The following is a 23596-nucleotide window of genomic DNA, read 5'->3' as shown; positions in this document are numbered from 1 at the left end:
TACCGCCAGATTTATCCGCCAACCCACGATGTACCACAGAGAGCCCGATAGGGACACCGGGGACATGCTTTGTGCAACTCTTCGGTTGGTTCGAAGCGCTTTGTCGGATCGAGGATTTGTTGAATGGTGCCGAACAAGACCGGGCGCACAGCCTCGTACACTTCCGCTGCGGTGTGGCTCGCTCCGCCGATGCCGGTTTCAATGTCGGGTGTGATTTCGTTGCGCCCGAGAAACAAGAAAGCCGGCAGGATCGATGAGATCGGAACCTGCTTGGCCTCCGAATAAAGGAGCATGTACATTGGAAGCTGGAACGACCCTATAGCCGCATGCCAGGTCGAAGCTTCGCCAGCGATCAATTTGTCTATGTTGATCTTGACGTGCGAATCGTCGCGGCCGGTTTTATAATCAAGGATTACGTGCCTGGCGCCTCGTTGCTCGATGCGGTCTATTCGTCCTGTGAAACTGAACCCACCTGCGTTGACCGCGATGGATTCTTCAAGCCCGAGGATCTTGACAGAATCCTGCACGATCCGGGGCATTTGGTAGCCGCTGATGAAGGCCTCAAGCTGGCGAATGAGCTGCTGCTTCACGAGATACGATGCGCCGACGAGATCGGAGCCGTACTTCTCTTCGTAGAGGGTATCGATGAGCTGCCGGAGCCGCTTGAGATCAAGATCGGCTGGAGTCAACGTGTTGCCCACGGTCTTCTTGAAGAACGCTGACAGTACGTCGTGCACGAAACTCCCGACCTCAAGCTGATCAATGTCATCTGCGACCTCGTCCTTCTCCGACAGCTTCAATACATGCGCATAATAGAATTTAAGCTGGCAGGTGAGCCAGGTATCAAGCGACGTGGCCGTATACTCGAACCCCTCGAGGTGTTCGAGCACCGCGTGCGTTTTCTCGATCGCGTCCGGCGACGCTGTTGCCAGCTGCACGTTGTACCGAACGACCTGAATAAGGTCCTTGATATCCAGGCTCTTCTTCTTTTGTTGTTCTTCCCACAGGAGCTTTTCCAGAAACCGGCTCTTTTCGTGATTGCCGGACTCGGTGAAGAAACAGTGCACCGTGCGCGCACCGGCAAACAAGATGCTCACATAGTATTCGATCAGCCGTTCGCGCTGACGGTAGGTCTCGAGGCCGAGCTTCTCGCGGAATGGTTGGGGGAGAAGAACATCGTTGCCGCGCGTCCCGGGAATCACATCGTCCGTCGCGTTGAGAAGGAAGACGGTATCGAACGAAAGGTTGCGGGTTTCCAGTAGTCCGAGCACCTGAAGGCCGACGAGCGGCGTTCCGGAGAACGGGACCTCCTCGGAAGCGACCGCGTTGCGCAGGAACGCGAAATACGATGACGGATCGCCGAACCGGTGCGGCGCGAGAAGGGACATCCGGATCGATTCGAATAGCTCTATGAATCTCTGCGCATACGGATGGAAGAAGCGGTGGCGCGTTGCCGTGCTTTGTTTGTAAATGTACTGCAGGATCTCGACAGCTCTGGCCGCAAAATCTCCAAGTGAATGAAGATCGAGGAATTGCCGGATCGTCCGGTCGTGGATCGTCTGCAGGTGGTTCTGAAGGTCGCTCAGGCTTGCCTCAATGCCGGCGGCAGCAAGGGAACGACGGACACCGTCGAGAAGAACGTTGTTCTTTTCGAGTGATTCAAGGGACACGAACGTTCTGGACTGCGTCTCGGCAAGGAACTTCTCCAGAGCATGAAAGAGAACCCTGGTGACATCAGACCGTTGGCCGAAACGAATATTTTTTGTGTATGGATGCAGCACAAACGTCGTGTATTCTCTGGCCGGCACATCACCGCCGCGGGCTCCGGCTCCGAGGTCCATCAGATTGCTTAGAAATCCGAACAGCGGCGTCCGCTGCAGCGGGTAACCAAGAGCAATATTGTACCGATCCGGCGGGAGCAATGGAAGTGTCTGGTGGACCACCGGGAAAAGCGCATCAGCAGTGGGGAGGATGATCGCCGTTTTTTCGTCAATCGGTGTGCCCGAAGCAAGCATGGCCTTGATCTTGTGGCTCACCGCAAAGACTTGTCCATGCGTATCGGATGCCTTGTAGAAATAGCAGGCTGGAGCGGAAGGAGTGTCCGGGGATTGCACATCGTCAGCATCGATCCCGAGTGCCTGAACATGTTTCTTCAATCCGGGCCCCTGCTGTGCGATGAACGCGCTGTTTTTGCGCCGCAAGAGGCTGGTCAGGATGCGTTGCTCCAGTTCCGTGTATGCATAGAAACCGGCGAAGAGTATGTTCTGATGGGACGAAAGATCGATCGAATCGATCTGCTCGGCGGCTTTCCTGTAATATAGCGCACGGGTGATAGACCCCTTCTCTTCAATGACGGCGTAGAATCGACCGAAATAGTCCGGCAGAGCCTGCATTCTGCCAAGCGGGGCGGCCTCCAGCGCCTCGAAAACGCGGCGCATACTTACATCGGCCATCACCAGTTCCTCGAGTTCGGTGTACAGCTTCAATCCAAGACCGATGAACCGATCGATGGAATTGAAATGTTCTCCTCCCAGGTGCTCCGCGAGGGAAACGTGAATGTCGAATAAAAGCGCGACGGCGTCGAAGTTGTCGAGGGGCTTATGAACAAGACCGAGCTTGTCGGAAACAAGATACTCGACAAACGAATCGATGGAGAATATACGAGGAGGAATGAAGCTTCCCCTGATCCGTTCGGCCAGAGCCTTCCGCACAAAATGCGCCGGTCGCTTTCCGGGGAACACCACAATCGACGAGCTGAAATCGTTCGTACTGCTCTTCAGCCGCGAAGCAACCTCATGAATCAGGTTCTGTGCGGGGGATATGATGACGTGCCGGCTCACGAGACAGTCCTGACCAATTTCTGATCGATGTACACGAGCAGCCCGCGAACAAATCTGCCCGCATAGTAACTTCTGAGAATCTTCATGTACTTGAGCACTTGTTCCGTGTAGTCGGGTTTTTCTTCGCCTGTCTTGTAATCAATGACGGTCACGGTCGCCGGATCAACTACGACGCGATCCATGCGGAGAAGCGCTCCATCTGGTCCCGCGAATTCCTGCTCGTTCAGGATGGTCCGCCCCTCGCTCTTCAGGAAGTACGGACTCAGCTCGTTCAGCGCGATGACGTTCAACAGGAGATCCCGCAGCTGCAGCGGGTCGGTCTCGTAAGGAACGCGCACCAGCGCACGCTCGATTGCTCTGTCAAGACGAGGCCCGAGATCATCTCCCGCATACCCGATGGCCTCCAGAACTGCGTGGACAAACTCCCCTCGTCTGGCCTCGGTGACAGCAATTCCAGCGTACTCCACCTGCAGCAGTGCCGTTCGGGGCAGATCGTGAGAGAGTTCAACGCTGGTCTCGGGTTCCGGCGCCACGCGGTGAGCGGCAGGTTTCGGCTCCGGGCCGTAACCGCTCTCAGGCAGATATTCGGAAGGGGTCTTTGAACGCTTCGCCTGTACACTGATGACGTACATTTCCTCTTCGGCTCGCGTGAACGCAACGTATAGCTTGTTCAAATCGTCGACCGTCTGCCTCAGCGTTTTTTCCCGGTACAGGCCGGACAACTCCTCTACCTCTTCTGCGACATCTTTCGCGAGACGAACCAGCCGCACCTCGTCTCCTGCCTCCTCGAAGTAGAGACTGTCGCGGCGGGGCGTGGAATCATAGAGAAGCACAATGACAACCCTCGATTCCAATCCCTTCGCCTTATGAATCGTCATGACCCTCACGGCGTCGACATCAGTCGGAATATCGATGTTCCAATCAGCATCTTCCGAAGAGTCCACCGCAAATTGGAGAAACCCCTTGAGGCTGTTTTCACCCTGCTCTTCGAAATCCTTTACAACTTCGAGTATCTTTGCCAGCGTCGCTTCCTCCTGACGCAGCAGCCCGAAGATGTTGAATGTGTTGAATACCTCAGAGATCAGATCGTAGACTGGCAAATAGCCGACAACGTTAAAGAGGTTCTCAAAGTACATCCGCCATACATCCGGGTGTGTCTGGCGAAAGGTGATGTAGAGAGGATGCTCACGGCGATGAGCCAGACGGTGTTCAAAGAGGAGGTCGAGAAGGTTCTGCCTGGATATTGTTTTGTTGTCGCGCTGCAGGAGTCCGCCGAACACATTCCCGAGCAGGAATGTGGCAAAGGATAGATCGTCAATCGGCGAATCGAGGAAGCGAAGCAGCGCCAGGAATTCCCCCGTCACTGCGCGGCTGCGGACATCCAGACTGCTGTGTGAGATAAATGAAATGCCCCGTTCATTGAGCCACCCGCTGATCTCGATGATGTCACCATTGCGAGGCGAGAGAATCGTGATATCAGATCGCCGGTAGCCGCGGGAGAGGCAATCAGCCACGATATCGAGCATTTTCTCCTTCTGGGGGACTTGACCGGATTGACCATCGACAGCATCAACAGGGACTGAAATGACTTCGACGTATCCTTTACCGACAAAAGAATCACGGACATGCTGCTCGTCTGTGGCAAGCCCGCTTGCACGTGCGGCGTCTGCATCAACCTTCTGAGGGACGATTGTCTTGAACACGTCGCGATTGAAACGGAGAATCTTCTCGAAGCTGCGATAGTTGGTGTCGAGAGACTTGAGGTCCTTCGTCGCAGAAGGGAAGACGTCTTCCGACTGCAGGCGTCGCATGATACGCCAATCGGCTCCCCGGAATCCGTAGATCGATTGCTTCGTGTCGCCCACGACGAACAGGCTGCCCGTTGTCGCGAGCGCATTGCCGACCAGGGGTTCGAGAGTTTCCCACTGAATTGGATTTGTGTCCTGGAATTCGTCGATCAGGTAGTGACAAAGGGTCTCTCCGAGACTATAATAGACCTCTGTGACGATACCCGGCTTCAGATACTCGGCAAGGCGTTTGACCGCGTCGCCAATGTCCACTTGTCCCCGTTCGCGCTTGACGGCTTCGATGGATTGTGCCAGAAGGGCGTGCGCTTCTGCGTACGGTTGATAGTGCTGGCGTGCTTTCAGAAGAATCATGTGTGACCGCAACGCGGCGATTTCATCGCAGAGCGGCTGGCATTCGAGGAGTGAACGCTGGAATTGCTTCGGATCGCTCTCTGTCTTCTTCATCGGTGATGAGGGGAACTTGTAGCCGATCAGGCGGTCCACATCATCCGCTTGTGCATACCCGACATAATCCTCAAATCGCTTTGCCTTCGCAATGTTCGGGTGACTGAGAAGCCTGTCAAGTTCCAGCACCTTCTTCGGAAGTTGCCCGCCAAGTTCCCGGATTTCATTGGAGTGATCTTCCAGCCGCAATTGTTTTGATGTAAGGATGATCCTCTTGTAGAGATCCTTCACCTTATCGGCCAGTTCCGGGTATGGATTCCAGAAGAACCTGTCGTCGCCGCCCCGGCTTTCGAGAAACAACTGAATTAATTGATCGAAAAGACGGGCAGAAGATGTCCCTGCGTGCAGCTCCCGGGCAAAAAGTGTGAACGCTTCATCCAGGATTGCGTCACTGTCGAGAGCGATCTCAAGGTCGGGAGAAAGGCCGAGTTCGAGGGCAGAAGCCTTGAAGACACGGGCAAGGAAGCTGTCAATGGTGCGGATCTGAAAATCCGAGTAGTTGTCCAGAATCTCTTCGACGAGTGTACCGGCCCTGAGCTGTATTTCAGATGGCGTCAGCGAGAGGAGGTGCTGAAACTCTTCCAGTGTTTCCGGCATTCCGAGGGAGGCCGATTTCAAGCCATCCAGGACGCGCTGCTTCATCTCGCGGGCAGCGTTGTTGGTGAACGTGATTGCGAGGATGTTCTTCAGGCTGTTGTTCGGTATCGTTTGTGCCAGGAGCAGTTGGACCACGCGCTGTTTGAGTGCCCGGGTTTTCCCCGCTCCTGCAGACGCAGAGACAACGGTGTACTTCGGCAGTTCGAGGACGAACTGACGGTCTTTTTCGAGAATGGTAAGAATAGGAGAGGATTGCGCCACGGGGACAATGTAGGAAATATTCTTTAGAAGCCATCTCAAAAACAGGTCGACAACATGAGAATTTCATCCGATGCCAGCCAAGTCAAGAACGTTCAATTCACAAGTTCGACTTGGCCTGACCGTTATGGAGATGCGTTCTAGTGTTCGAGAGAAATACAGACGAGGAGGGAACGAATGAGCGCCGTGGCGCTCATTCAAGTTTCAGCTTTTTCAGTTTTGGTTTGATCACGAAGACGCAATAGGGCGCGTTCGCGTGGTTCTTGTAATAGTCCTGGTGATAGTTTTCGGCCGGATAAAATTCTTTCAACGGCTGGATCTCTGTGACAATCGGGGAATCAAAGTTCTTCTGGGCTGCCGCCTTCGACTTTTCGGCGGCTGCTTTCTGTTTTTCGTCGTGATAGAAAATGACGGATCGGTACTGCGTTCCGGCATCAGCTCCCTGGCGGTTCAAGGTCGTGGGGTCATGAGCTTCCCAGAGCACCTCCAGCAGTTTTTCGTAGCTGATCCTGGCAGGGTCGTACGTAATCTGGGCGACTTCGGCGTGCCCCGTTGTGCCCGTACAAACTTCTTCGTACGTCGGGTTTGCTTTCGCTCCGCCGGCGTACCCGGCGACGACCGATTGAACCCCGTTCGACCGTTCAAAGACCGCCTCGACACACCAGAAACAGCCGGCCCCGAATGTAGCCTTTTCCATATGAACTGCCTTTCCTCCCTGTTGGGCAAATGCGGAGAAACAGATAAAAAGTGGTATGAAGATTTTCATGCGAACTCCTCTGACTTCTCCTTTAACAATCTAATGGGGGAAAAAGTTGCAAGATAACCATGGATGGCTGTGGAGCGGCTGGATCTGAGGCACGGCTCCCTGGGCGAAGCGTCGCTTCGCCCAACGGAACCGGTCTCTGCAGTTCTTGCTTGTTATGCAGGCGCTACGCGCCGTTGCCGACCCGTCTGAAGATCACAAACTGCCGCCCACGCTTCAAGGGTTTAGTATATTCCCCGGGATGAAGCGCAGCAACCTGGCGCGAGATATGCAATGGCAGTGTGTGAAGATCGATTTCACCGAGAACGCCTCCGCGTGTGCGCGAATCGGAAACCGAATGCTGGCGCGCGAGGGAATCGAACGAGGCACCGGCAACCAGCATGGCGTACACTGAATCGGCGGCCGTCTCTTCGGAGCAGGCCAATTCGGCGATCTTCATATAGAGAGGATTGTCGAAATGCATCGTGATCAGCTGCCGGAGCCAGAGTGCCGTCGGACGACCATTCATCAATGCAGGGGAATACTTCCATCTGCGCACCTCAGCCAGAGCGAGAGAATCCCATGCTCTGCTCCCGCTGGGAGTCTCGATTTGCGCTCTTCCTACGGTCCCATCAAGAGCGATATATACCCGGAATACCAGGTTGATCGAGGCGTGATCAGTATGGAATGGCCAGGGGGGAAGAGAAGACTGGTGTATTACTTCGGGAAGCGAGTAACTTGGATCGGGCAGTTCAAAAGTGGCGCAGCCGCATAGGAGCAAAGCCGCGAATAGGATAAACCTCATGATGTCCACCTCTCTGCGGGGGGAAAACCTTACAGCGTTCGGAATCCCCACACACAAACGTACAACAGAGGGCATTGAATGTCAACCAGTTGGACGGGCGGCAATGAAAATAGGGTGTTGGTGACTTTCCGCCTTTACGCGAGACTGTCCGGTTCCACCCCTCAACGATTTCCGAGGCCGCTTGCTTTCAAGTACTCGCGGAATTGCATCCGGCCATGTAAAACCATGTCATGTTCAAGAGCGGAGTGAATGAACACCAGCTGGTTGTTCAGAAGATCGACACGGAGAAGCGCTGCTTCATCCTTTGCGCAGTATGGGATGCCCCAACCCCGGAGATCTTCCATTAGACTTTCCGTTTCGTCTTTCGTTCCACCGGAGTCCGTATACACAGCGACCATCTTTCCTTTGAAGTGATCGATCCAGTACGCGTACTTTTCTGTTTGACCATAGAGCGCATCGAATAGATAGACCTCGCTGATCTTCTCCGGTATTCCACCCCTTAGGAGCGTGAACGAAATCCCGTGGTATGCTCCGCTGTGGCCGGTAAGAATGACTTTTCCGAGCGCGGTGGTCTTGATTTTCCCTTTTTGAACAAGAAACGCGCCAACATCGTCTACGAATCTCTTGAATCCTCCTGGGTCTTCGAATTTTCCCCCGAAAGAATCAGGTGCGTTGCGCGGACCTTCGGGCACGACAAGGATAGCGTTCTTTCCGCTTTCGAAAACTTGCTGCGGCAGCTTGTAGCGTTTCAGCACAGTATCGATATTGTTCCACCACCCGTGGAGATGCACGATGATATCAACGGCATCCGTCTGACGGAATCCGTTCGGAATAAAAATGGCGACGCTGCTGTCGCTATAGTGTTTCTCCGCCGGGAATTGTTGATTTCCGTACACGTGCCCCGAGGCGCGCCGGGGATGCGGAAACGGGGCAGACGAAAGGCGTATGAAGAGAAGCTCCCCATATTCGGGATACTGTTGATGGGTTTCCTGAGCAAGAGCTGTCATGAAGGCTGAGAGGAGGAGTACGCCAAGCGCGAATCGATTCATAAGGATTCACCCGAAAGAGGTTTCCCGTTGTTGAATGTCAGCGTGCAGATTTTGTGGAGATCCGCCGCATTGAAGAATTTCCCCTCGCGCTGATGCAGCTCCGAAGAGGCAATGTCGATTTCCATGAACGGGTACAATTGCGTGTGACCGAAACTATCGGCTTCGATACCAAAGCAAACGGTGTGTATGCGGTCGAAGAACTCCGAATACCATGCCAGCCAGGGATCTGTATGGAGGACGGAGAGAAGATGATACAACTCCTGTTTCAGTTGATACACAAATATTGGATCTTGGAGAGCCTTTTCCGTCGCCTGCGGAATATTGAGGTTGAATTGCAGAGCCCTGGTGTTGGGATCGATCAGCATCAAAGATATTTCGGGGTAATAATCGTGCGACTTGTGGTCGAATGTATAGACTTTCCAGGCATCAGCGATGCTTGTGGCTGCGCCGGATTTGAGGGATGCAACCTCTTCGTCATATCGGCGGGAGCGTGTCGGGCGCTCGCTGGCTGCAATCATTTCTTGTCTGTGCTGATGGATCTCCTTCTCCGTCAGAAGACGCTTCTGCTTCCCGGCTGTCGGGAACGGTTTATCCGAGGTCTCGCGGTGGACATCCCGGATCTGCTTCTTGTCCAACTCTTCCTGGATATGAATGCTGTGGCGTCTGACGGGTCGAAAGAAAGCGGACTCGCGAAGGAAGTGCAGAACGGTTGCGCTGTCGAGTGTTTCCTTTGTTACGAAAATGAATCCCGTTGCCATGAATAGAAACATGAGCGGGAACAGCGCACCAAGACTCTTCATGGCGAGCAATGTGTAGATCAGGTAGAGCGGAAGCAACACCCAGACAGCCGACGAGAGAATGAAAACCCAAGTCACAACGCCGATCACAAAAAGCGAAAGCCGTGACGGCTGCTGTTCTACCGGCTTCAAGAACATCTTCCGCAAGAGAAGGAACGAACCTGAGAGTATGAAAAGCGGAATGAAAACGATGCTCATTGGCAACCCGTCATTGACTAGAAGTGTGTGCCGGGAGGAGTGGATCGTTGGAGCTCAAGGAGCCGGCGATTTTCTTCTTGGAGACTCTTTGCTCGTTCCTCTGCAATACGTCTTTCTCCCGCGAGCTTGGCTATTGGTAGAACAAATCCGCACAGCAGGATGGGGACGATGATGTAAATGGGTTCGAAGAGCACATCATGGGAGTTGAACAACCAGGCGCTGGTGGCTGCGGCAGAGACGCTGAGAGCGAGGGAAAGAAATACCATGAACCCGTTGCGCAGAACGTAACTGACAACGGAAAGCAGGATAACCAGCGTCGTGATCAACAGTACATTCCACTCGTTGTGCACCTTCACGAACGAGCGATCAAAGAACGAGTTCACGATACTGGAATACGCCAACCCGTGGGTTGGAAATCGATACGCGCCGGAGCCGTTCCAATCGATGATAACAATTTTTCCTTCGTGCGCCTTCCATGCGGAACGTACCGCGGCTGTGTCGTTCGCCCGGTTTGCGAACGCCGGCCAGTACATGAGTGAATCCGACGTCGGATTGAGCGAAGCGTACATTTCAACCGTTCGCCGCTTTGGCAATCGAAAGCGGGTGTAGGTAAGCCCATCACGTTCGATCGGGAACGCGTACGTCCCGATATGGAGACGGGAAGGCGAAACAGGAAGCTCCGCATTGTCGGGGATGTCAAAAAAACGCTTCAACGCGAGCACGATGACTTCCGGTACCGGCTCTCCTGTGGTCTCATCGCGGATTCCGGTCGGCACGAATCGCGACAGCCGGCTGAAATCCTTCGTGTATTCGGTCATCGCGCCCCAGTGCATTTCCACACGATGATACAGCGGGTGCTGCACCCACCAGTACTGCTTGTCTTCGGGTGTGGGATCGAAGCCGAAATAAGGCGACGGTCTCGTCGATACTCCAAAGATTACGATGCTGTCTCGGATGAGCCTGCGGATGGAATTCAGGTTCCGACCGGTGGGGCGAATGTTTGCGGGGAGGGGGACGATGACGACCTTTGCCCCCGCCTCTCTTAAACGATGCGTAACATCGTGAGCCAACTCGAGGAAAAGCTCATGCGGAATCTGCTCATAGAATGGAACAGACATGACAGGCGCATCGACGTCCTTGCCTGTCTTCTCATCCGCATCAAGGTAGTAGCGCCTGCTGAAGGTAAAATCGGTCGATCGTAATTCCAGCGAGCGGAGAGCGCGAAAACTCAAGAGCCCCATCGAAACTGCAAAAATGAGCATACTCCAGATGACATAACGGAGCACAAGGGGTGTCTTCATGTCTCGAATTCTCTCGTAGTCATTGTTTCGCTTTGGTTATGAATGCGTCGACGTCTGTTTCTGACGCGCTGATCACACAAGGCATTCCTCAACGACAGAACACCCCAGTGCAGGTTGAATGCAGGGATTGACCGAACAATCTTGATTTGAAATGCAGACATCGCCGGGGATGCCGGCGATGTCTGTGTGATTGTCTGCAGGATTGAGTCTGCCACGCAGTGTTGCTGGAAGATTCGGCGGCGAGAAAAAACGATTACTTGAAGCTCGACACAGCGCGATCGACTGTTTCGTAGGTCTTGAAGACCTTGACAAGCTGTGTAATGGCAAACAGGCTTTCCACCTTGTCTGTCACGCGCGCGAGCCGTAATTCCCCCCCCTTGGTCTTCACGGAGGTCATGGCGGCGATCAACGTTCCGAGCCCGGAACTGTTCACCCACTTCACCTGGCCCATATCGAGCACGATCTTGCCGAATCCCTCCTGCAGCAGGTTGTAGATCTTTTCCCGAACCTCTGTGGTATCCGGCTCACCCATCAGGTTGCCCTTGAACGTAAGAACCGCAACGTCGCCGTGCATCTTTTCTTTGATCGTCATACAAGATTCTCCATGTGGAATTCTATCCAAAGCACATAGCTACCGGCACTCATTTCACCGCTAGCGGGCTCTCTGAAGAAAAATAGTACTGCCTTTTTTACCGAATGTCAACACGGGTTGCAGTGAGCGAGCAAGGGTGATTTCAAAGGCGGAAGGCCGTTCTTCTGTGCCGAACAAGAACATTCGACGGTTGATTTCCAATCACTCTCCTTGTATCATTCGTGTATGACCATCATCCCAATCGACTCGCTCGATGAAACCGATCTTCATCCGTACCGCACGCTCCGTCGTCCGCTTGATCACCAGCGGAATGGCATCTTTGTTGCCGAAGGGGAGAAGGTTGTACGGAGGCTCTTCGCGAGCTCCCTTGAAATTCTCACGGTGCTGCTGACACCGGAATGGCTCGAAGCGTACCGGCCGATCCTCGAACAACGCTCCGGTGATGTGCGCGTGTTCGTCGCGCAGAAGCCGCTTGTGGAAGCCATCGTCGGATTCAATCTTCACCAGGGCATCATGGCTGTCGCCCGCATTCCCCGTCCGTCGTCGCTCACGGAGACCCTCGCAAACATCCGGCGTCCCGCCCTGTTGGTGGCAGTTGACGGTCTCACCAACGCGGAGAATCTCGGCGTTCTTGTGAGAAACTGTGCGGCGTTCGGTGTTGACGCGTTGCTCGTTGGCGAAACGTCGAGCAGTCCATACCTTCGCCGTGCAGTACGCAATTCCATGGGAACTGTCTTCACGCTGCCGGTGGTGCATCGTACGAGTCTGGTAGATTCGTTGAACGATTTGAAGTCACACCGCGGCGTGCGCGTCATCGCAGCACATCCACACGCAGAGCAGATCGCACTGCCGCGGGCGCGCTTGGACGGGGATTGTTGTATCGTGTTCGGCAGCGAAGGAGAAGGAATCAGCGGTGCGGTGCTTGCAGCATGTGACGATCTGGTGGCGGTTCCCATGCGACCGGGTGTGGACTCGCTCAATGTGGCCAGCGCAAGTGCCGTGTTTCTCTACGAGGCACGGAAACAGAGGAGCGACCTACACTTTGGGGACGAGAGGCGGTAGGGCGCGGGCTGTCACGTCCGATTGGAAGCCGCAGGTCTTGTGGGTACCGTCGCACAGCGGTTGATTCTTGCTCTGTCCGCAGCGGCACAACTTGATCAGCGTACGACCGTTTAAATCAAATTTCCCGCCGTTCAGATCGAACAGTTCAAAATCCCCATCGACATGGATACTTCCGTTGCTCCTGACTGTCACCTTTGTGGGCATAGCACATTCCTTCTCTAAAATGAGAATCCGCCGGGCGTTCTCATTTCCTCTTAAGTGTCATCGGGACAGACAGCGAAGTCTTTTCCCACTCCAACTTCAACACACCCGATTGGTTGTCAGTCTTGTCCAGCGAGATCGTGAACCGCTCCTTGTAGCCGGGGAGTTCGCGCCTCTGGAGTTTGATCCGTGCGAGGTCAAAACGGGGGTGATACACAAGCCCGTTCTGTCCTGTCTCTTTGTTGATGATCAGCAGCCACGATTTCTTCGAAGGAAGCGTGAACAGCGAGTACATTCCCTTCGGGATGTTCACCCCGCCAAGCGTAACATCCAACTCTGTCTTCAACGTTGTCACTTCGTTCGCGCCCGTCCGCCATACCTGATTATAGGGAACAAGACTGCCGAAGATCTTTCTGCCGCGGGCTGCCGGTCGGCCATAATTGATTGAAACCGCTTTGCCCCCAAGCGCCAGCTGCACAGAATCTCTCGGGCTCGCGATGATCGGTATCGGGCTGACTCTGAATGGGACAGAAAGCGACGTGTGCTCCCATTCGATCTTCAGAATTCCTGTGCCGTTGTTTCCACGTTCAATTCCAATAGTCAGTTTCTCCACTGTGTTGGCCAGCGTTCGCTTGTCGAGTACAATGCGAGCCAGGTCCCGTTGAGAATCGTACACCGTTCCCCATTGCCCGACTTGTTTGTTGATGATGAGCTTCCACTGTCCGTCCGTTGGAAACGTGTAGAGAGAATACGAACCCTTTGGTATCTCCGTCCCGCCGAGTTCGAGGTCTGCGTCGGTAACAAGTTGCGTCGCCTGGCCCGCTCCGGTTCGCCACACCTTGTTATACTGGACGTAGTCTCCCATAATTTTGCGGCCATGGAGTGAGGGGCGGCCATAGTTGACGGAGATTCTCTTTCCCGCGATAAGAGCAACTGTGGAATCACGGGGCACCTGGATGGGCTGCTGGGCGAGCACGTCACAGGAAAGCATGGCGCAAGAAAGAAGAACCGCCCGGCAGAAGGAGACGCGTGTAATCATAGGTGTAATGAAGGAGTCATGAAACAATGCCCAATCTTACAGAATTTTGTTCCTCGCCGCAATATCTTCCGCTGTATTGCCATGGCCGTTACGCCGGCTCGAGCGGGCGGGCGACCATAATTCCCAACCGTTTGGGACTGGACGCAAGATACTCAGCGAGCGATTTCTCCGTGATCTGAACCTTCGAGCCGCTCAGCGGTGCGTGCATGAAGTGAAGCGTTCCGCTCTGCCAGATCGCGATGCCGGTGTGCGCAACATCCATACCCGGAATGTCAGCGGTTATGGCGATGATGTCGCCGTCATGGATTTTCCGAGCAACTTTCGGGATAACAGCGGTGGGAATATGGTACAACCGCCGGCTGTTGATCACCGCTTCCTGCTTCTGAATTACGGCCAGAAACTCCGGCCGCTCTTTGATCTGGCGGTACGATTCCGTGTGGGTGGACATGAAATTAATCGTCTTCTTATAGCGCGCGCCCCCGAGATCTTTCGTGACAACAATGAATACATGTTTCTTTTCGTTGTCGTAGAAATAATCACTGGAGTAATGAAGCCGGCTCGGGTATCCATCGATAATGCCGCCGCGATAGCGGATATACTGGAGCTCCTTCTTGTAGTCCTCGAACGTAGTCTTGTTCTTTTTGATACAGCGGGCAAAAACGAGGGCGTTTTCGTAGAACGACACACAGTCTAATCCGCTCAGGTTGATAACCAGACGCTCTTCGCCCGGCTGTTCGAGGGTGTTGGCAACATACTCCGTGCCCAGGAAAGATTTGCCCATCTCGACGATGACTTGGCCAATCGGTTTGGCCCGGAGCTGGAGGGAAGCCGCGAGCTCGAACTTCTTCGAGCAGAGCTGGGCATCGTCATCGCCTAAGACAAATGATCTGAACGAAGGAATGCCTGCAAATGCCGGAACCCCGGCCGCGAGAGGAAGAGTCTTTAAGAAATCCCGCCGATCCATTGAAAAACCCTTTCAGATCCAAACGTGAGCGAAACGAAACAAACTTAGAATTGAAAACGAAGCCCGGCGCTCACCTGAAATCCGGAATAATCAAACGTAATCGTGGAAGTCTGAGTACTGTGTTGTCCCAGCTGCGTCACATCGCCTTCCATTGTGCCGAATTGGGCGAATCGATAACCCGCTTCTGCCTTCACCGAGAGTCCGCCGGCCAGGGGCATATCGGCCCCGGCGAGGACGCCGACAGTCACCTTTGATTTTGTAAACGTCGCGTCAGTATCGACAAACAGCTCCGGCACGAGCACGGAGCCGGTTTTCACCATCTGCCAGCCAACAGCTTTCGCAGGAGCACGAGCGATGCAAACACCAAGGTTCGCTTGAAGGTACCACTCGAGAAAATAGGGCCGAGCGGAGGGATAGTACGAAATCCCTAGCACCGCGTCAGTGGATCCGACGCCGCGTTCGAGTTGCAGCGTGGCACCCGAGCTGTTGTAGGAAGATGAGACAGTCTTTGACCAGTACGAAGCGGCAAATAAAAAACCAAATTCACGATCGAAACGATATGCAATCCCGGCAGAAACAGATGGTGCTTGTTTCACAGAAGCGAGTGGTCCGACAGGATATCCCTGTTTCGCCCAGCCCTGAACGTCGGCCTCATTCTTTTCGTCGACAGCGTCCAGATTGAATTGATTGTACCCTATGGCCGCTGCGACCGACCATTTCCGATACTGACCATACATCAGCTGGGGAGAAGCAACGAATCCGACAACAAGTATAGCCCAAACGAAACGTCGTCGCGCCGCCCGCGGAAGCATGTCAGAAAGGCGTCTCATCTGTCGGCTCTGGGGGCAGGAACGCAGCCTCACGGAACCGGGTCAGGTTTTCGAATCGGGCATACTGCTTGACAAATGCCAGACGCGCGCTCCCCGTCGGACCGTTACGCTGCTTGCCTATGATAATTTCTGCCATGCCCTCGGTCGAGTCATTGTTTTCATCGGTCGTGATGCCGAACATTTCCGGGCGATGGACAAACAGTACAACGTCAGCATCCTGTTCGATGGCTCCGGATTCGCGCAGATCGGCCAATACCGGCCTCTTGTCGCCGCGCAATTCAACTGCACGATTGAGCTGCGAAAGTGCCAGAACAGGGATATTAAGTTCTTTTGCGAGCGCTTTGAGCGATCGGGAGATTGTTGAAATTTCCTGCTCGCGGCTCTGGACGTTTTTTGGTCCCTGCATCAGCTGGAGATAATCGACCACAACGAGTCCGATGTTGTGTTCTGCCTTGAGACGGCGGGCCTTCGCCCGGATTTCCAGAACAGTGAGAGCGGGAGTGTCGTCGATGAAGATCTTTGCTTTGTAGAGCTTGCCGACGCTTGTGCTGAGTTTACGCCATTCATCCTCGGGCAGGCGCCCGGTGCGGACGCTGTGCGCATCGACTCGGGCTTCAGCGCAGATCAGACGGAGAACCAGTTGCTGAGCGGACATTTCGAGGCTGAAGAAGCCCACGGGAACATCGTGGAGAATCGCCGCATTGCGCGCGATCGAGAGGACGAGTGCCGTTTTGCCCTGGCTGGGGCGCCCGGCAACGATAATGAGATCTGACCGCTGAAATCCTCCCGTATAGTTATCAAGCTCTGTGAAAGCGGATGGGACTCCGGTGACTCCACTGTGCTTGCCGTGAATACTTTCGAGCATTTCCATGGTTTGATGAACGGCCGTGTTCATCGAAATGAAACTCTTCTTCATCCGCTGTTCGGAGATCTGGAATATCTTCTGCTCTGCTTCGTCCAAAAGATCGAGTGCGTCTTCAGTTTCGCTGTATGCCCGGCCGACCACTTCGGAGGAGGAAGAAATCAGCTGGCGCATCAACGCTTTTTCCAGGACGATGTGCGCGTGGTACTCAATATTGGCCGCGGTGGTCACCTTTGTTGTCAGCTCGGTGAGATAATACTCACCGCCGATCTGATCGAGCTGGGCGCGCCGCCGTAGTTCCTCAACGAGCGTAATAAGATCGACAGGCTCACTCTTTTCAAAGAGAGCGGTCATGGCGGCAAAGATGCGCAGGTGTGCCGGCTTGTAGAAGGATGTTTCGTCAAGAATTTCGATCGCTTTGGCAATAGCCCCCTTATCGAGCATCATAGCGCCAAGGACAGCCATCTCGACATCCACCGCCTGCGGTGGAACGCGGCCTTCGCCCAAGCCGTCACGCTGGTCGCTATTCAACATCCGTCGTGGATCTGTCATACCATTACTCCTTTGGCTCAATGTACGCGAAAATCAGTGATCTCCAAAGCTCTTCTCCCCAGCCTCAATGCGCACCGGCAGAGAGTTTGTTTCCGGAGGAAGCGGACAGGTTGCATAGGGCGTGAAGGCGCACGGAGGATTGATTGCCTTGTTGAAATCTATCACGACCTTGCCATCCCTTGGAGGGTCAGAATACAGGAACCGTCCCGCTCCGTACGTTTCTTTGCCGTTTGTCGCATCAGCAAAAATGTAGAACAGGGTCGTCGGACCCGATCCCACCGGTTCGAGCCTGTACTCTTTGCCGTCAATCGAGAAAATTGCCACACCCGGAACCGTATAGTCCTCCAGGTAGCCCGAAATCACGGAGGGGACCTTGATGGGTTTTGGTGGAACGTATGGTTCCCACCGCGCTTCTACCCTCCATCGTCTTTGCACAGGAAAGGTCTCGATGCCCGGGAATTTCTTGAGCGTTTCGGCGTTGATGTCCCACATGCGCACGGCAAACCGGGTTCCGCGCTTAATGACAGTGAACACCCGTGAACCGATTTCGACTCGATCTGTACCAGCACGAAGAGATCCGGAAGTGAACACGTTGCCACGAACAGTCGGCTTGACGGCGGGAAGCGCTTCAAAGGTCAACGCTTCCTGCGCGACTGTAATTGTCCCGATCGAATCGAGCGGGTTCTTTCCCTCCACGAGCCAATCCAGAGCGACCAGTGAGAGCCATCCAACGGGCTGCTTCAAGCCCTCGATCCGCTTGTTGTGCCATGAACCGATTTCGGCCTCGTAGGCGAGTGTTGCGCTGTCCTTCTTGATGCCGGAAGGCTGAGCACAAACGCCATACGATAAGATCATCATGAGTATAGACACATAGAGAACGGTTCTTGTAATAGCCATAATCGTTCTTTCAACGGTGATGGGAGGGCGAGTGAATATCTACGATGACCAATACCATCCAATGCAGCTACGATGGCGTCTTCCCCGCTTTCACCTGACGCTCGCGTAACCAGCCTCCAAGAACAGCCGAGGGCGCCATGAAAACAATGGCTGTAATTTGCGACCAGTGTGTCGGAAAACCCGGCTGGGCGAATATCGAAATCAGTGCAGCGACCGCAATGATTGCAGCGACGATCCCGGCATGCATCAGTTGTTTCCGCGCCGCAATTGCTGCAGAAACGTAGCCGCCCGAGATTGCAAAAACAACGCCATAGATCGTGCTTCCAATCATAAAACCAACGCCTGGCTGCTGATGCGGGTCGACACCGGAGAGCTGAAACATCGCAACAGCCGAAACGGCGAAGACAAGATAGCCGACGAGGATGGCAAGGAATGACCTCATGATGAGCACCGGAGAATTGTTGTTATTGGAATGTTGAATGTTAAATGAAAACGGAACAGCTACTGATTCAGGAGTCGGAGGAATCTGTACATGAATTCCACGCCGTCGTAAAATTCCTTGGCACCAAGCCGCTCATCCCGGCCATGAGCTCTGACGTCGTCGATGTCTGCAAACATACCGGATACACCATACACCGGTATGCCCGCCTGGCGAAGAAATTTCCCGTCAGAGGCGCCGGTAGACATCACCGGAGTCACCGTGACACCCGGCCACATCGATGCAGCCAATTGATCGACTGCGTCCATGACATCTTTTCTCAGCGGCGAAAGCGGTCCGGGGCGCGCCGGAGCAATCTGGGTCACAGTAATCTGGCTGTCGGCAAGGAAAAGATGAAACATCGCAAGGACCGTTTCGACCTTTTCGTCAGGGAGCATACGGCAATTTACCACTGCCCGCGCGCTCTGTGGCAGAGCATTTTCCGCATGGCCGCCGTTCAGCATCGTCGGAACCCACGTAGTCCGCATCAGTGCGTTATAGTAGGGCTTTGATGCGGCCAATCGATTTGCAGCCGCTTCGTCGATCGGTGTCTTCAAAATTGCCAGCATGTCGGACTTCGTCTGGCCTTCCTCGCGCTGGGCTGTCCGCCCGAAAAAAGTGCGCGTCGTTTCGTTAAGCCTGACGGGGAAATCGACCTGTGAGAGGCGGGCAAGCCCGGCGGCGAGCCTGTAGATCGCGTTGTCTTTCACGGGAATCGAACTATGTCCCCCTTTGTTTTTCACCTCAAGCTCAAAGCTCACGTACACTTTTTCGCTTGTCTGGACTTCCAGCAAGATTGGTTTTCCTTTCTCAATATCTCCGCCTCCTCCTTCCAGGTTGATGCCAAATTCCGCATCGATCAAATCCCGCCGGTTTGCGAGCAGCCACTGGACTCCGTTAGCGTCTCCATTTTCTTCATGCTCTGTCAATGCCAGAATGATGTCGCGGCTCGGCACGAATCCCTCGTTCTTCAATCGTATGAAGGTTGCGACGATGTCTGCAACCTCACACTTCATGTCGGACGCCCCGCGGCCGTAGAAGAATCCGGCTTTTTCCAGAAATGTAAAGGGATCAAACGACCAATCCTGACGCAGCGCCTCAACGACGTCAAGATGCGCAATAATAACGATCGGGCGATGGATTCCTTTGCCGCGGTATCGCACGACGAGATTCTTGTTCTGCGGGCGGGGCCCCACGAGCTCCATATCATTGTCCACAAATCCGGCTGCTTTCAGGCGCGCCGCCATTGCCTCTGCAGCCTTTGTGCTCCCGACGTTCATCGTCGTGTTGATTTCAACCACTTCACGGAAAATCTCACGTGCCAATTGCTGGTGCGGGGAAAGTCCCCCGGCTGAAGATTGTGCAAAGACCGTACGAACGGAACACGAGAGCGCAAGAACGAACAGGGCGGCGAAGGTACTGAGGGCGCGGTGTTTCATTGTGACAAGAGCTCCTTTGATATGATGCTCATCGAGCAATGTGGGTTCGGTGTCGCATGAGACGCTTCGATACCGCTGCTACCAGAATCAGAAGGAAGACGAGATTTACCCAGGCAAACCAGTCACCGGCAGCAGGATAGAATCTATGGCTATTTCCGGGTCTCGCATCGCTGAGAACTGAAATCGGCTGATTGACGGAGGCAGAGTTGCTCGACACGAGTCCAACGCGAACGGATTGTTCGGACGCGGGTGCCGCGAGTTGGTTCCAACCGTACACCAGAGTCCCAAACGCGACGGCCAGCACAACCGAGAGTGTCAGAAGAAATTCTCTTCGGCTGCGAACATTGAGTGCTGCAACAATGCCGGCGGGGACAAGAGTCACGACGAACGTGATGCCTTGAATTCCCGCAAGTGAAGCAATCTGGATAAGAGGGAGAAAATCGGATTGCGTGTATGCGATGCTTCCAGCGCTCCCATGGGAAGAGACGCTTGCGAGGATGAATTCATAGGCAGTCCAACCCACCGGAAATGCGAGGAACGCAAGCGGATGCCGGAGGTGCACGATGGCATCTCTAAAAGCGACAACAATGACGGCAAATGCGAGCGCAGGAATCAGGAGTGAACCGATGACAACACCGATTGATGCCGCTGCTGCCATAGACCCGACAAGATTTAGTTCGCCCAGGATGTAGGCGCAGAAGGCAATCGCGACTGTGTCCCGTCGTGAAGATCGCATCGAAAGAAATAGAACCGGAACGGGAGCAATCCACACGAGCGGTCTGATGCCGGTCAGTCCGGTGGAAAAGAAATAAAGTGCACCGGTCGCGGCTACCGCGGCGAGGGAAAACAAACGGCTGACCATTGCCTGTCGGTTCATGGCTCGTTGAGTCTGATCAATACATGCGAGGAATTAGGCGCCACGTTGAGGCACAATAGCGGCGATAGGATTCGCCAAAATGTTCCAGCAGTGCGCGCTCTTCGATACGGATCCTGTGAAGAAAGGCCGCTGTGATCGGGACAACGATCACGACGAACGACACCCAATTCGAGTATGTTATCGCGAGCCCCACAAACGAAACGAGGATGCCCGTGTACGATGGATGTCGCAGATGTTTGTACACTCCGGCGGTTATGATTTTGTGATCGCTGAGGATCGCGACGTCGACGGTGAAATATTTCCGCAGGGTCAACACTGCTACCCATCGCAGTATAAGGCCCATGACGATCAGCATCAACCCGCCGAGATTCATCATGGCGTGGTTGAACGGTAGGTATCCTACCCCAAGGAAGCGAACGACGATAGCCGCGGGGATTGAAAGCGAAATAGCCAGCCACAGAATGATGATGGAGCGGCGATCCCGGCTCGGGCCTTTCTGATCGGAATGCTTCAACCTCGCGAGGAGAATTTCGGAGCCTATCCAGACAATGGATACTGGCGCGAGGACAAACGAAAGATCCATGACGTTATTGTCCTTTTGCTGTGGTCAATCCGGCTGCAATGCGGGCGGTTCACGCTGCTCTGTGAGAACGCTGGCTCTTTCCAGTGCTTCATCAAGGTCTCCGCAGATATTGTCTTCGCCGACGCGATCGAGGAGGCCCGACCCTTGCACTGCAAACAGAGGCTGCTTGTGAATTCCTGAGATAATAAAGTGCGTTTGCTGGTGCGAGAGTTGAGAGTAAAGCTCATCGAGTGCGCGCAGCCCGGTCGCGTCAACGGCAAGGAGATTGCGGGTTTCAAGGATGAGGACCGAGGGTTTTTTCTCGATGAAGCGTATCGATTCGGTGAATTGATCGACGGCCCCAAAAAAGAGCGTCCCGTACACTTCGAAGACCTCAACTCCTTCCGGAATTGCACGCTTCGGGCCTGCGGTTTCTTCTTCTTCCCGTTCTTCCTGTAGATCCCGTGTGATGGCGTTTACCTGGCTGACCTCCGACATTCGTTTCATGAAGAGAAGAGCGGCCAACACGATGCCAACTTCGATTGCCACGGTGAGGTCAACGATCACGGTCAATGCGAACGTCACAAGCAGGACCGCGACATCGCTCATCGGGCTTCGGAGGACTTTCATGAACGAATGCCACTCGCTCATGTTGTATGAGACAACGACGAGGATAGCGGCCAGCGCGGGAAAAGGAATCAGCGATGCCCAGCGGCCAAAGAAAATCATGATGAGAAACAGAGTAACTGCGTGGACGATGCCGGCGACAGGAGTTCGACCCCCGTTTTTCACGTTTGTCGCCGTTCGCGCTATGGCGCCGGTGGCCGGAATACCGCCAAACAGCGGCGACAGGATGTTCGCTGCTCCCTGTGCTATCAATTCCATGTTGGATCGGTGGCGCGTGCGGATCATGCCGTCGGCCACGACAGCGGAAAGCAACGACTCAATTGATCCGAGGAGCGCGATGGTGATTGCGGGAGAAACGAGACTGGTGACCATGTGCCATGTCACCTTTGGGAAATGAGGCGCGGGAAGTCCATGTGCTACGCTGCCAAACCTGGATCCTATCGTCTCAACCGGAATTTTGAAGATCTGAACCACAGCGGTGGCAGCAAGAAGGGCCACGAGGGGGCCCGGGATCCGGTGCGAAACACGGGGCCAAAACACAAGAATGAGAAGAGAGCCCAGCCCCACAAGAAGTGAATTGACATCAATGACGCGAAGACTCTGCGCGTACACATACCACTTCTCGAAGAAATTCGAAGGTAGGTTCCGGATGTGCAGGCCCAGGAAATCGTTGATCTGCGACGTGAAAATGATCAGGGCGATCCCGCTCGTGAAACCGACCGTCAGCGGGTATGGTATGAACTTGAGGAGTGTGCCCAGCCTTGCAAGACCCATGATGATAAGAAAAACCCCGGCCATGAGAGTTGCAACGGCCAGGCCGTCGTATCCAAATTTCTGCACAATGCCGTAGACGATAACAATGAATGCGCCTGTCGGTCCGGCGATCTGAACACGGCTGCCGCCGAACACCGAGACGACCAGTCCCGCAATGACGGCAGTGTACAACCCCTGCTCCGGTTTGACGCCCGATGCAATGGCGAAAGCGATGGCAAGCGGCAATGCAACGATGCCGACAATGACACCGGCCACGAGATCTGATGCCAGCTCTTTTCTCGTGTACCCCTTGCGGAGAATAGAAAACAGTTTTGGCTCAAGACGTTGGTGCAACGGTTTCCCTTCCTCTCAACTGCATGATGATCCAATGAACCGGGATTATAACCAACTGCCAGTGGTTCCCTGCCAGAGCTGATACAAGCCAAGAAGCGCCAGGCCAATTGCCGAAATGCCAAGCAGAGACCGGTTCAATTGCGGCCCGAGTGCCCTAGCTGAAGAAAACAGGATGACGATTGCAGCACCTCCCAGCACGATGGTTCCGTAGAACCCGATCATCAGGGCTATTCCATGTGCAGGTGCCTCGCGCCAGCCCTTCATGAGAAGAGGTCCCATGACGAGCATCCAACCCAGGTACGGGTTGGGGTTCAGCACATTGACAAGAGAGGCCTTGAGCAGGCTCATTCCTCCCGACTCTGCCACAGGAGAGGATTTCATACTGAAATCACGCCACGACTTGAATGTCCCGAACGCGAGATACAGCAGAAATACTCCACCGGCAGCTTGAAGTATCCGTTCCCACCAAACGGGAATGCTGTTCAATACCACCAACACGAGCAGAATGATCGGTCCGTCGCTCACGAGCGGCGCGAAGGCTGCCGGGAGGGTGCGTCGCCATCCATGGTGCAGCGCCCGTGACAGAAGGTATGTCTGGAACGGTCCGGGCTGGACGGCGGCGGCGAAGCCAAATGTTATTCCCTGAATCAAATAAAGAAGCATCTCAC

The 23596-nt window shown here is 54.4% G+C and carries 21 protein-coding genes; 1 reads left to right on the top strand and 20 read right to left on the bottom strand.

Annotated features, from left to right (window positions below; translation table 11 throughout):
- Positions 1-11 precede the first annotated feature (11 nt).
- The 8 genes from NTU47_01115 to NTU47_01080 form a co-directional block, all read right to left on the bottom strand.
- Complete coding sequence (locus tag NTU47_01115) at positions 12-2840, bottom strand: PD-(D/E)XK nuclease family protein (protein ID MCX6132385.1); 2829 nt, start codon at positions 2838-2840, stop codon at positions 12-14.
- The gene (locus NTU47_01110) at positions 2837-5989 is read right to left on the bottom strand and encodes a UvrD-helicase domain-containing protein (protein ID MCX6132384.1); all 3153 of its coding nucleotides are present in this window, start codon (positions 5987-5989) and stop codon (positions 2837-2839) included. Before NTU47_01110 ends, NTU47_01115 begins: the two co-directional genes overlap by 4 nt.
- 151 nt (positions 5990-6140) lie before the next feature.
- On the bottom strand, positions 6141-6713 hold the full coding sequence (gene msrA / locus NTU47_01105) for a peptide-methionine (S)-S-oxide reductase MsrA (protein ID MCX6132383.1): 573 nt from the start codon (positions 6711-6713) through the stop codon (positions 6141-6143).
- Positions 6714-6876: 163 nt separating this feature from the next.
- Complete coding sequence (locus NTU47_01100) at positions 6877-7494, bottom strand: TonB family protein (GenBank protein ID MCX6132382.1); 618 nt, start codon at positions 7492-7494, stop codon at positions 6877-6879.
- Positions 7495-7655: 161 nt separating this feature from the next.
- Positions 7656-8543, bottom strand: a complete 888-nt coding sequence (locus tag NTU47_01095; GenBank protein MCX6132381.1) for a hypothetical protein — start codon at positions 8541-8543, stop codon at positions 7656-7658.
- The gene (locus NTU47_01090; protein ID MCX6132380.1) at positions 8540-9538 is read right to left on the bottom strand and encodes a hypothetical protein; all 999 of its coding nucleotides are present in this window, start codon (positions 9536-9538) and stop codon (positions 8540-8542) included. Before NTU47_01090 ends, NTU47_01095 begins: the two co-directional genes overlap by 4 nt.
- A 17-nt stretch (positions 9539-9555) precedes the next feature.
- Positions 9556-10839: a hypothetical protein gene (locus NTU47_01085; GenBank protein MCX6132379.1), complete on the bottom strand. Its 1284-nt coding sequence runs from the start codon at positions 10837-10839 to the stop codon at positions 9556-9558.
- 253 nt (positions 10840-11092) lie between these two features.
- Complete coding sequence (locus tag NTU47_01080; protein MCX6132378.1) at positions 11093-11431, bottom strand: STAS domain-containing protein; 339 nt, start codon at positions 11429-11431, stop codon at positions 11093-11095.
- 225 nt (positions 11432-11656) lie between these two features.
- On the opposite strand from NTU47_01080, the gene NTU47_01075 reads away from it, so the two are divergent.
- Entirely contained in the window at positions 11657-12493 is an 837-nt protein-coding gene (locus NTU47_01075) for an RNA methyltransferase (GenBank protein ID MCX6132377.1), read from the top strand.
- Here the strand turns inward: NTU47_01075 and NTU47_01070 are convergent.
- The 12 genes from NTU47_01070 to NTU47_01015 form a co-directional block, all read right to left on the bottom strand.
- Positions 12467-12697 carry a CDGSH iron-sulfur domain-containing protein gene (locus tag NTU47_01070; GenBank protein MCX6132376.1) on the bottom strand — a complete coding sequence of 77 codons (231 nt, stop codon included), beginning with the start codon at positions 12695-12697 and terminating at the stop codon, positions 12467-12469. The genes NTU47_01075 and NTU47_01070 overlap by 27 nt on opposite strands.
- Before the next feature lie 40 nt (positions 12698-12737).
- Entirely contained in the window at positions 12738-13733 is a 996-nt protein-coding gene (locus NTU47_01065; protein MCX6132375.1) for a DUF2911 domain-containing protein, read from the bottom strand.
- A gap of 88 nt (positions 13734-13821) precedes the next feature.
- The gene (locus NTU47_01060; protein ID MCX6132374.1) at positions 13822-14697 is read right to left on the bottom strand and encodes a DUF1460 domain-containing protein; all 876 of its coding nucleotides are present in this window, start codon (positions 14695-14697) and stop codon (positions 13822-13824) included.
- A gap of 44 nt (positions 14698-14741) precedes the next feature.
- Positions 14742-15527: a hypothetical protein gene (locus NTU47_01055; protein MCX6132373.1), complete on the bottom strand. Its 786-nt coding sequence runs from the start codon at positions 15525-15527 to the stop codon at positions 14742-14744.
- Entirely contained in the window at positions 15511-16941 is a 1431-nt protein-coding gene (gene dnaB / locus NTU47_01050) for a replicative DNA helicase (GenBank protein MCX6132372.1), read from the bottom strand. The genes NTU47_01055 and dnaB overlap by 17 nt, the downstream gene beginning before the upstream one ends.
- 33 nt (positions 16942-16974) lie before the next feature.
- A complete protein-coding gene (locus tag NTU47_01045) occupies positions 16975-17838 on the bottom strand; it encodes a DUF1684 domain-containing protein (protein ID MCX6132371.1) in 864 nt (287 codons plus the stop codon).
- 67 nt (positions 17839-17905) lie between these two features.
- Complete coding sequence (locus tag NTU47_01040; GenBank protein MCX6132370.1) at positions 17906-18280, bottom strand: hypothetical protein; 375 nt, start codon at positions 18278-18280, stop codon at positions 17906-17908.
- Between the two features lie 59 nt (positions 18281-18339).
- On the bottom strand, positions 18340-19755 hold the full coding sequence (locus NTU47_01035; protein ID MCX6132369.1) for a M20/M25/M40 family metallo-hydrolase: 1416 nt from the start codon (positions 19753-19755) through the stop codon (positions 18340-18342).
- Positions 19756-19783: 28 nt separating this feature from the next.
- Entirely contained in the window at positions 19784-20632 is an 849-nt protein-coding gene (locus NTU47_01030) for a hypothetical protein (protein MCX6132368.1), read from the bottom strand.
- A gap of 16 nt (positions 20633-20648) precedes the next feature.
- A complete protein-coding gene (locus NTU47_01025; protein ID MCX6132367.1) occupies positions 20649-21215 on the bottom strand; it encodes an isoprenylcysteine carboxylmethyltransferase family protein in 567 nt (188 codons plus the stop codon).
- Positions 21216-21239: 24 nt separating this feature from the next.
- A complete protein-coding gene (gene sulP / locus NTU47_01020; GenBank protein MCX6132366.1) occupies positions 21240-22928 on the bottom strand; it encodes a sulfate permease in 1689 nt (562 codons plus the stop codon).
- Positions 22929-22973: 45 nt separating this feature from the next.
- Positions 22974-23591 carry a LysE family transporter gene (locus tag NTU47_01015; GenBank protein ID MCX6132365.1) on the bottom strand — a complete coding sequence of 206 codons (618 nt, stop codon included), beginning with the start codon at positions 23589-23591 and terminating at the stop codon, positions 22974-22976.
- Positions 23592-23596 lie beyond the last annotated feature (5 nt).

This window comes from Ignavibacteriales bacterium (assembly GCA_026390595.1).
Lineage (GTDB): Bacteria > Bacteroidota > Ignavibacteria > UBA10030 > UBA10030 > UBA9647.
This window is presented reverse-complemented; position numbering and strand designations above follow the sequence as displayed.

What these genes read in the sequence shown, in the direction of transcription:
- msrA (MCX6132383.1), bottom strand. Translation starts at nt 6,713, where the DNA reads ATGAAAATCTTCATACCACTTTTTATCTGTTTCTCCGCATTTGCCCAA.
- NTU47_01100 (MCX6132382.1), bottom strand. Translation starts at nt 7,494, where the DNA reads ATGAGGTTTATCCTATTCGCGGCTTTGCTCCTATGCGGCTGCGCCACT.
- NTU47_01095 (MCX6132381.1), bottom strand. Translation starts at nt 8,543, where the DNA reads ATGAATCGATTCGCGCTTGGCGTACTCCTCCTCTCAGCCTTCATGACA.
- NTU47_01090 (MCX6132380.1), bottom strand. Translation starts at nt 9,538, where the DNA reads ATGAGCATCGTTTTCATTCCGCTTTTCATACTCTCAGGTTCGTTCCTT.
- NTU47_01085 (MCX6132379.1), bottom strand. Translation starts at nt 10,839, where the DNA reads ATGAAGACACCCCTTGTGCTCCGTTATGTCATCTGGAGTATGCTCATT.
- NTU47_01080 (MCX6132378.1), bottom strand. Translation starts at nt 11,431, where the DNA reads ATGACGATCAAAGAAAAGATGCACGGCGACGTTGCGGTTCTTACGTTC.
- NTU47_01075 (MCX6132377.1), top strand. Translation starts at nt 11,657, where the DNA reads ATGACCATCATCCCAATCGACTCGCTCGATGAAACCGATCTTCATCCG.
- NTU47_01070 (MCX6132376.1), bottom strand. Translation starts at nt 12,697, where the DNA reads ATGCCCACAAAGGTGACAGTCAGGAGCAACGGAAGTATCCATGTCGAT.
- NTU47_01065 (MCX6132375.1), bottom strand. Translation starts at nt 13,733, where the DNA reads ATGATTACACGCGTCTCCTTCTGCCGGGCGGTTCTTCTTTCTTGCGCC.
- NTU47_01060 (MCX6132374.1), bottom strand. Translation starts at nt 14,697, where the DNA reads ATGGATCGGCGGGATTTCTTAAAGACTCTTCCTCTCGCGGCCGGGGTT.
- NTU47_01055 (MCX6132373.1), bottom strand. Translation starts at nt 15,527, where the DNA reads ATGAGACGCCTTTCTGACATGCTTCCGCGGGCGGCGCGACGACGTTTC.
- dnaB (MCX6132372.1), bottom strand. Translation starts at nt 16,941, where the DNA reads ATGACAGATCCACGACGGATGTTGAATAGCGACCAGCGTGACGGCTTG.
- NTU47_01045 (MCX6132371.1), bottom strand. Translation starts at nt 17,838, where the DNA reads ATGGCTATTACAAGAACCGTTCTCTATGTGTCTATACTCATGATGATC.
- NTU47_01040 (MCX6132370.1), bottom strand. Translation starts at nt 18,280, where the DNA reads ATGAGGTCATTCCTTGCCATCCTCGTCGGCTATCTTGTCTTCGCCGTT.
- NTU47_01035 (MCX6132369.1), bottom strand. Translation starts at nt 19,755, where the DNA reads ATGAAACACCGCGCCCTCAGTACCTTCGCCGCCCTGTTCGTTCTTGCG.
- NTU47_01030 (MCX6132368.1), bottom strand. Translation starts at nt 20,632, where the DNA reads ATGAACCGACAGGCAATGGTCAGCCGTTTGTTTTCCCTCGCCGCGGTA.
- NTU47_01025 (MCX6132367.1), bottom strand. Translation starts at nt 21,215, where the DNA reads ATGGATCTTTCGTTTGTCCTCGCGCCAGTATCCATTGTCTGGATAGGC.
- NTU47_01015 (MCX6132365.1), bottom strand. Translation starts at nt 23,591, where the DNA reads ATGCTTCTTTATTTGATTCAGGGAATAACATTTGGCTTCGCCGCCGCC.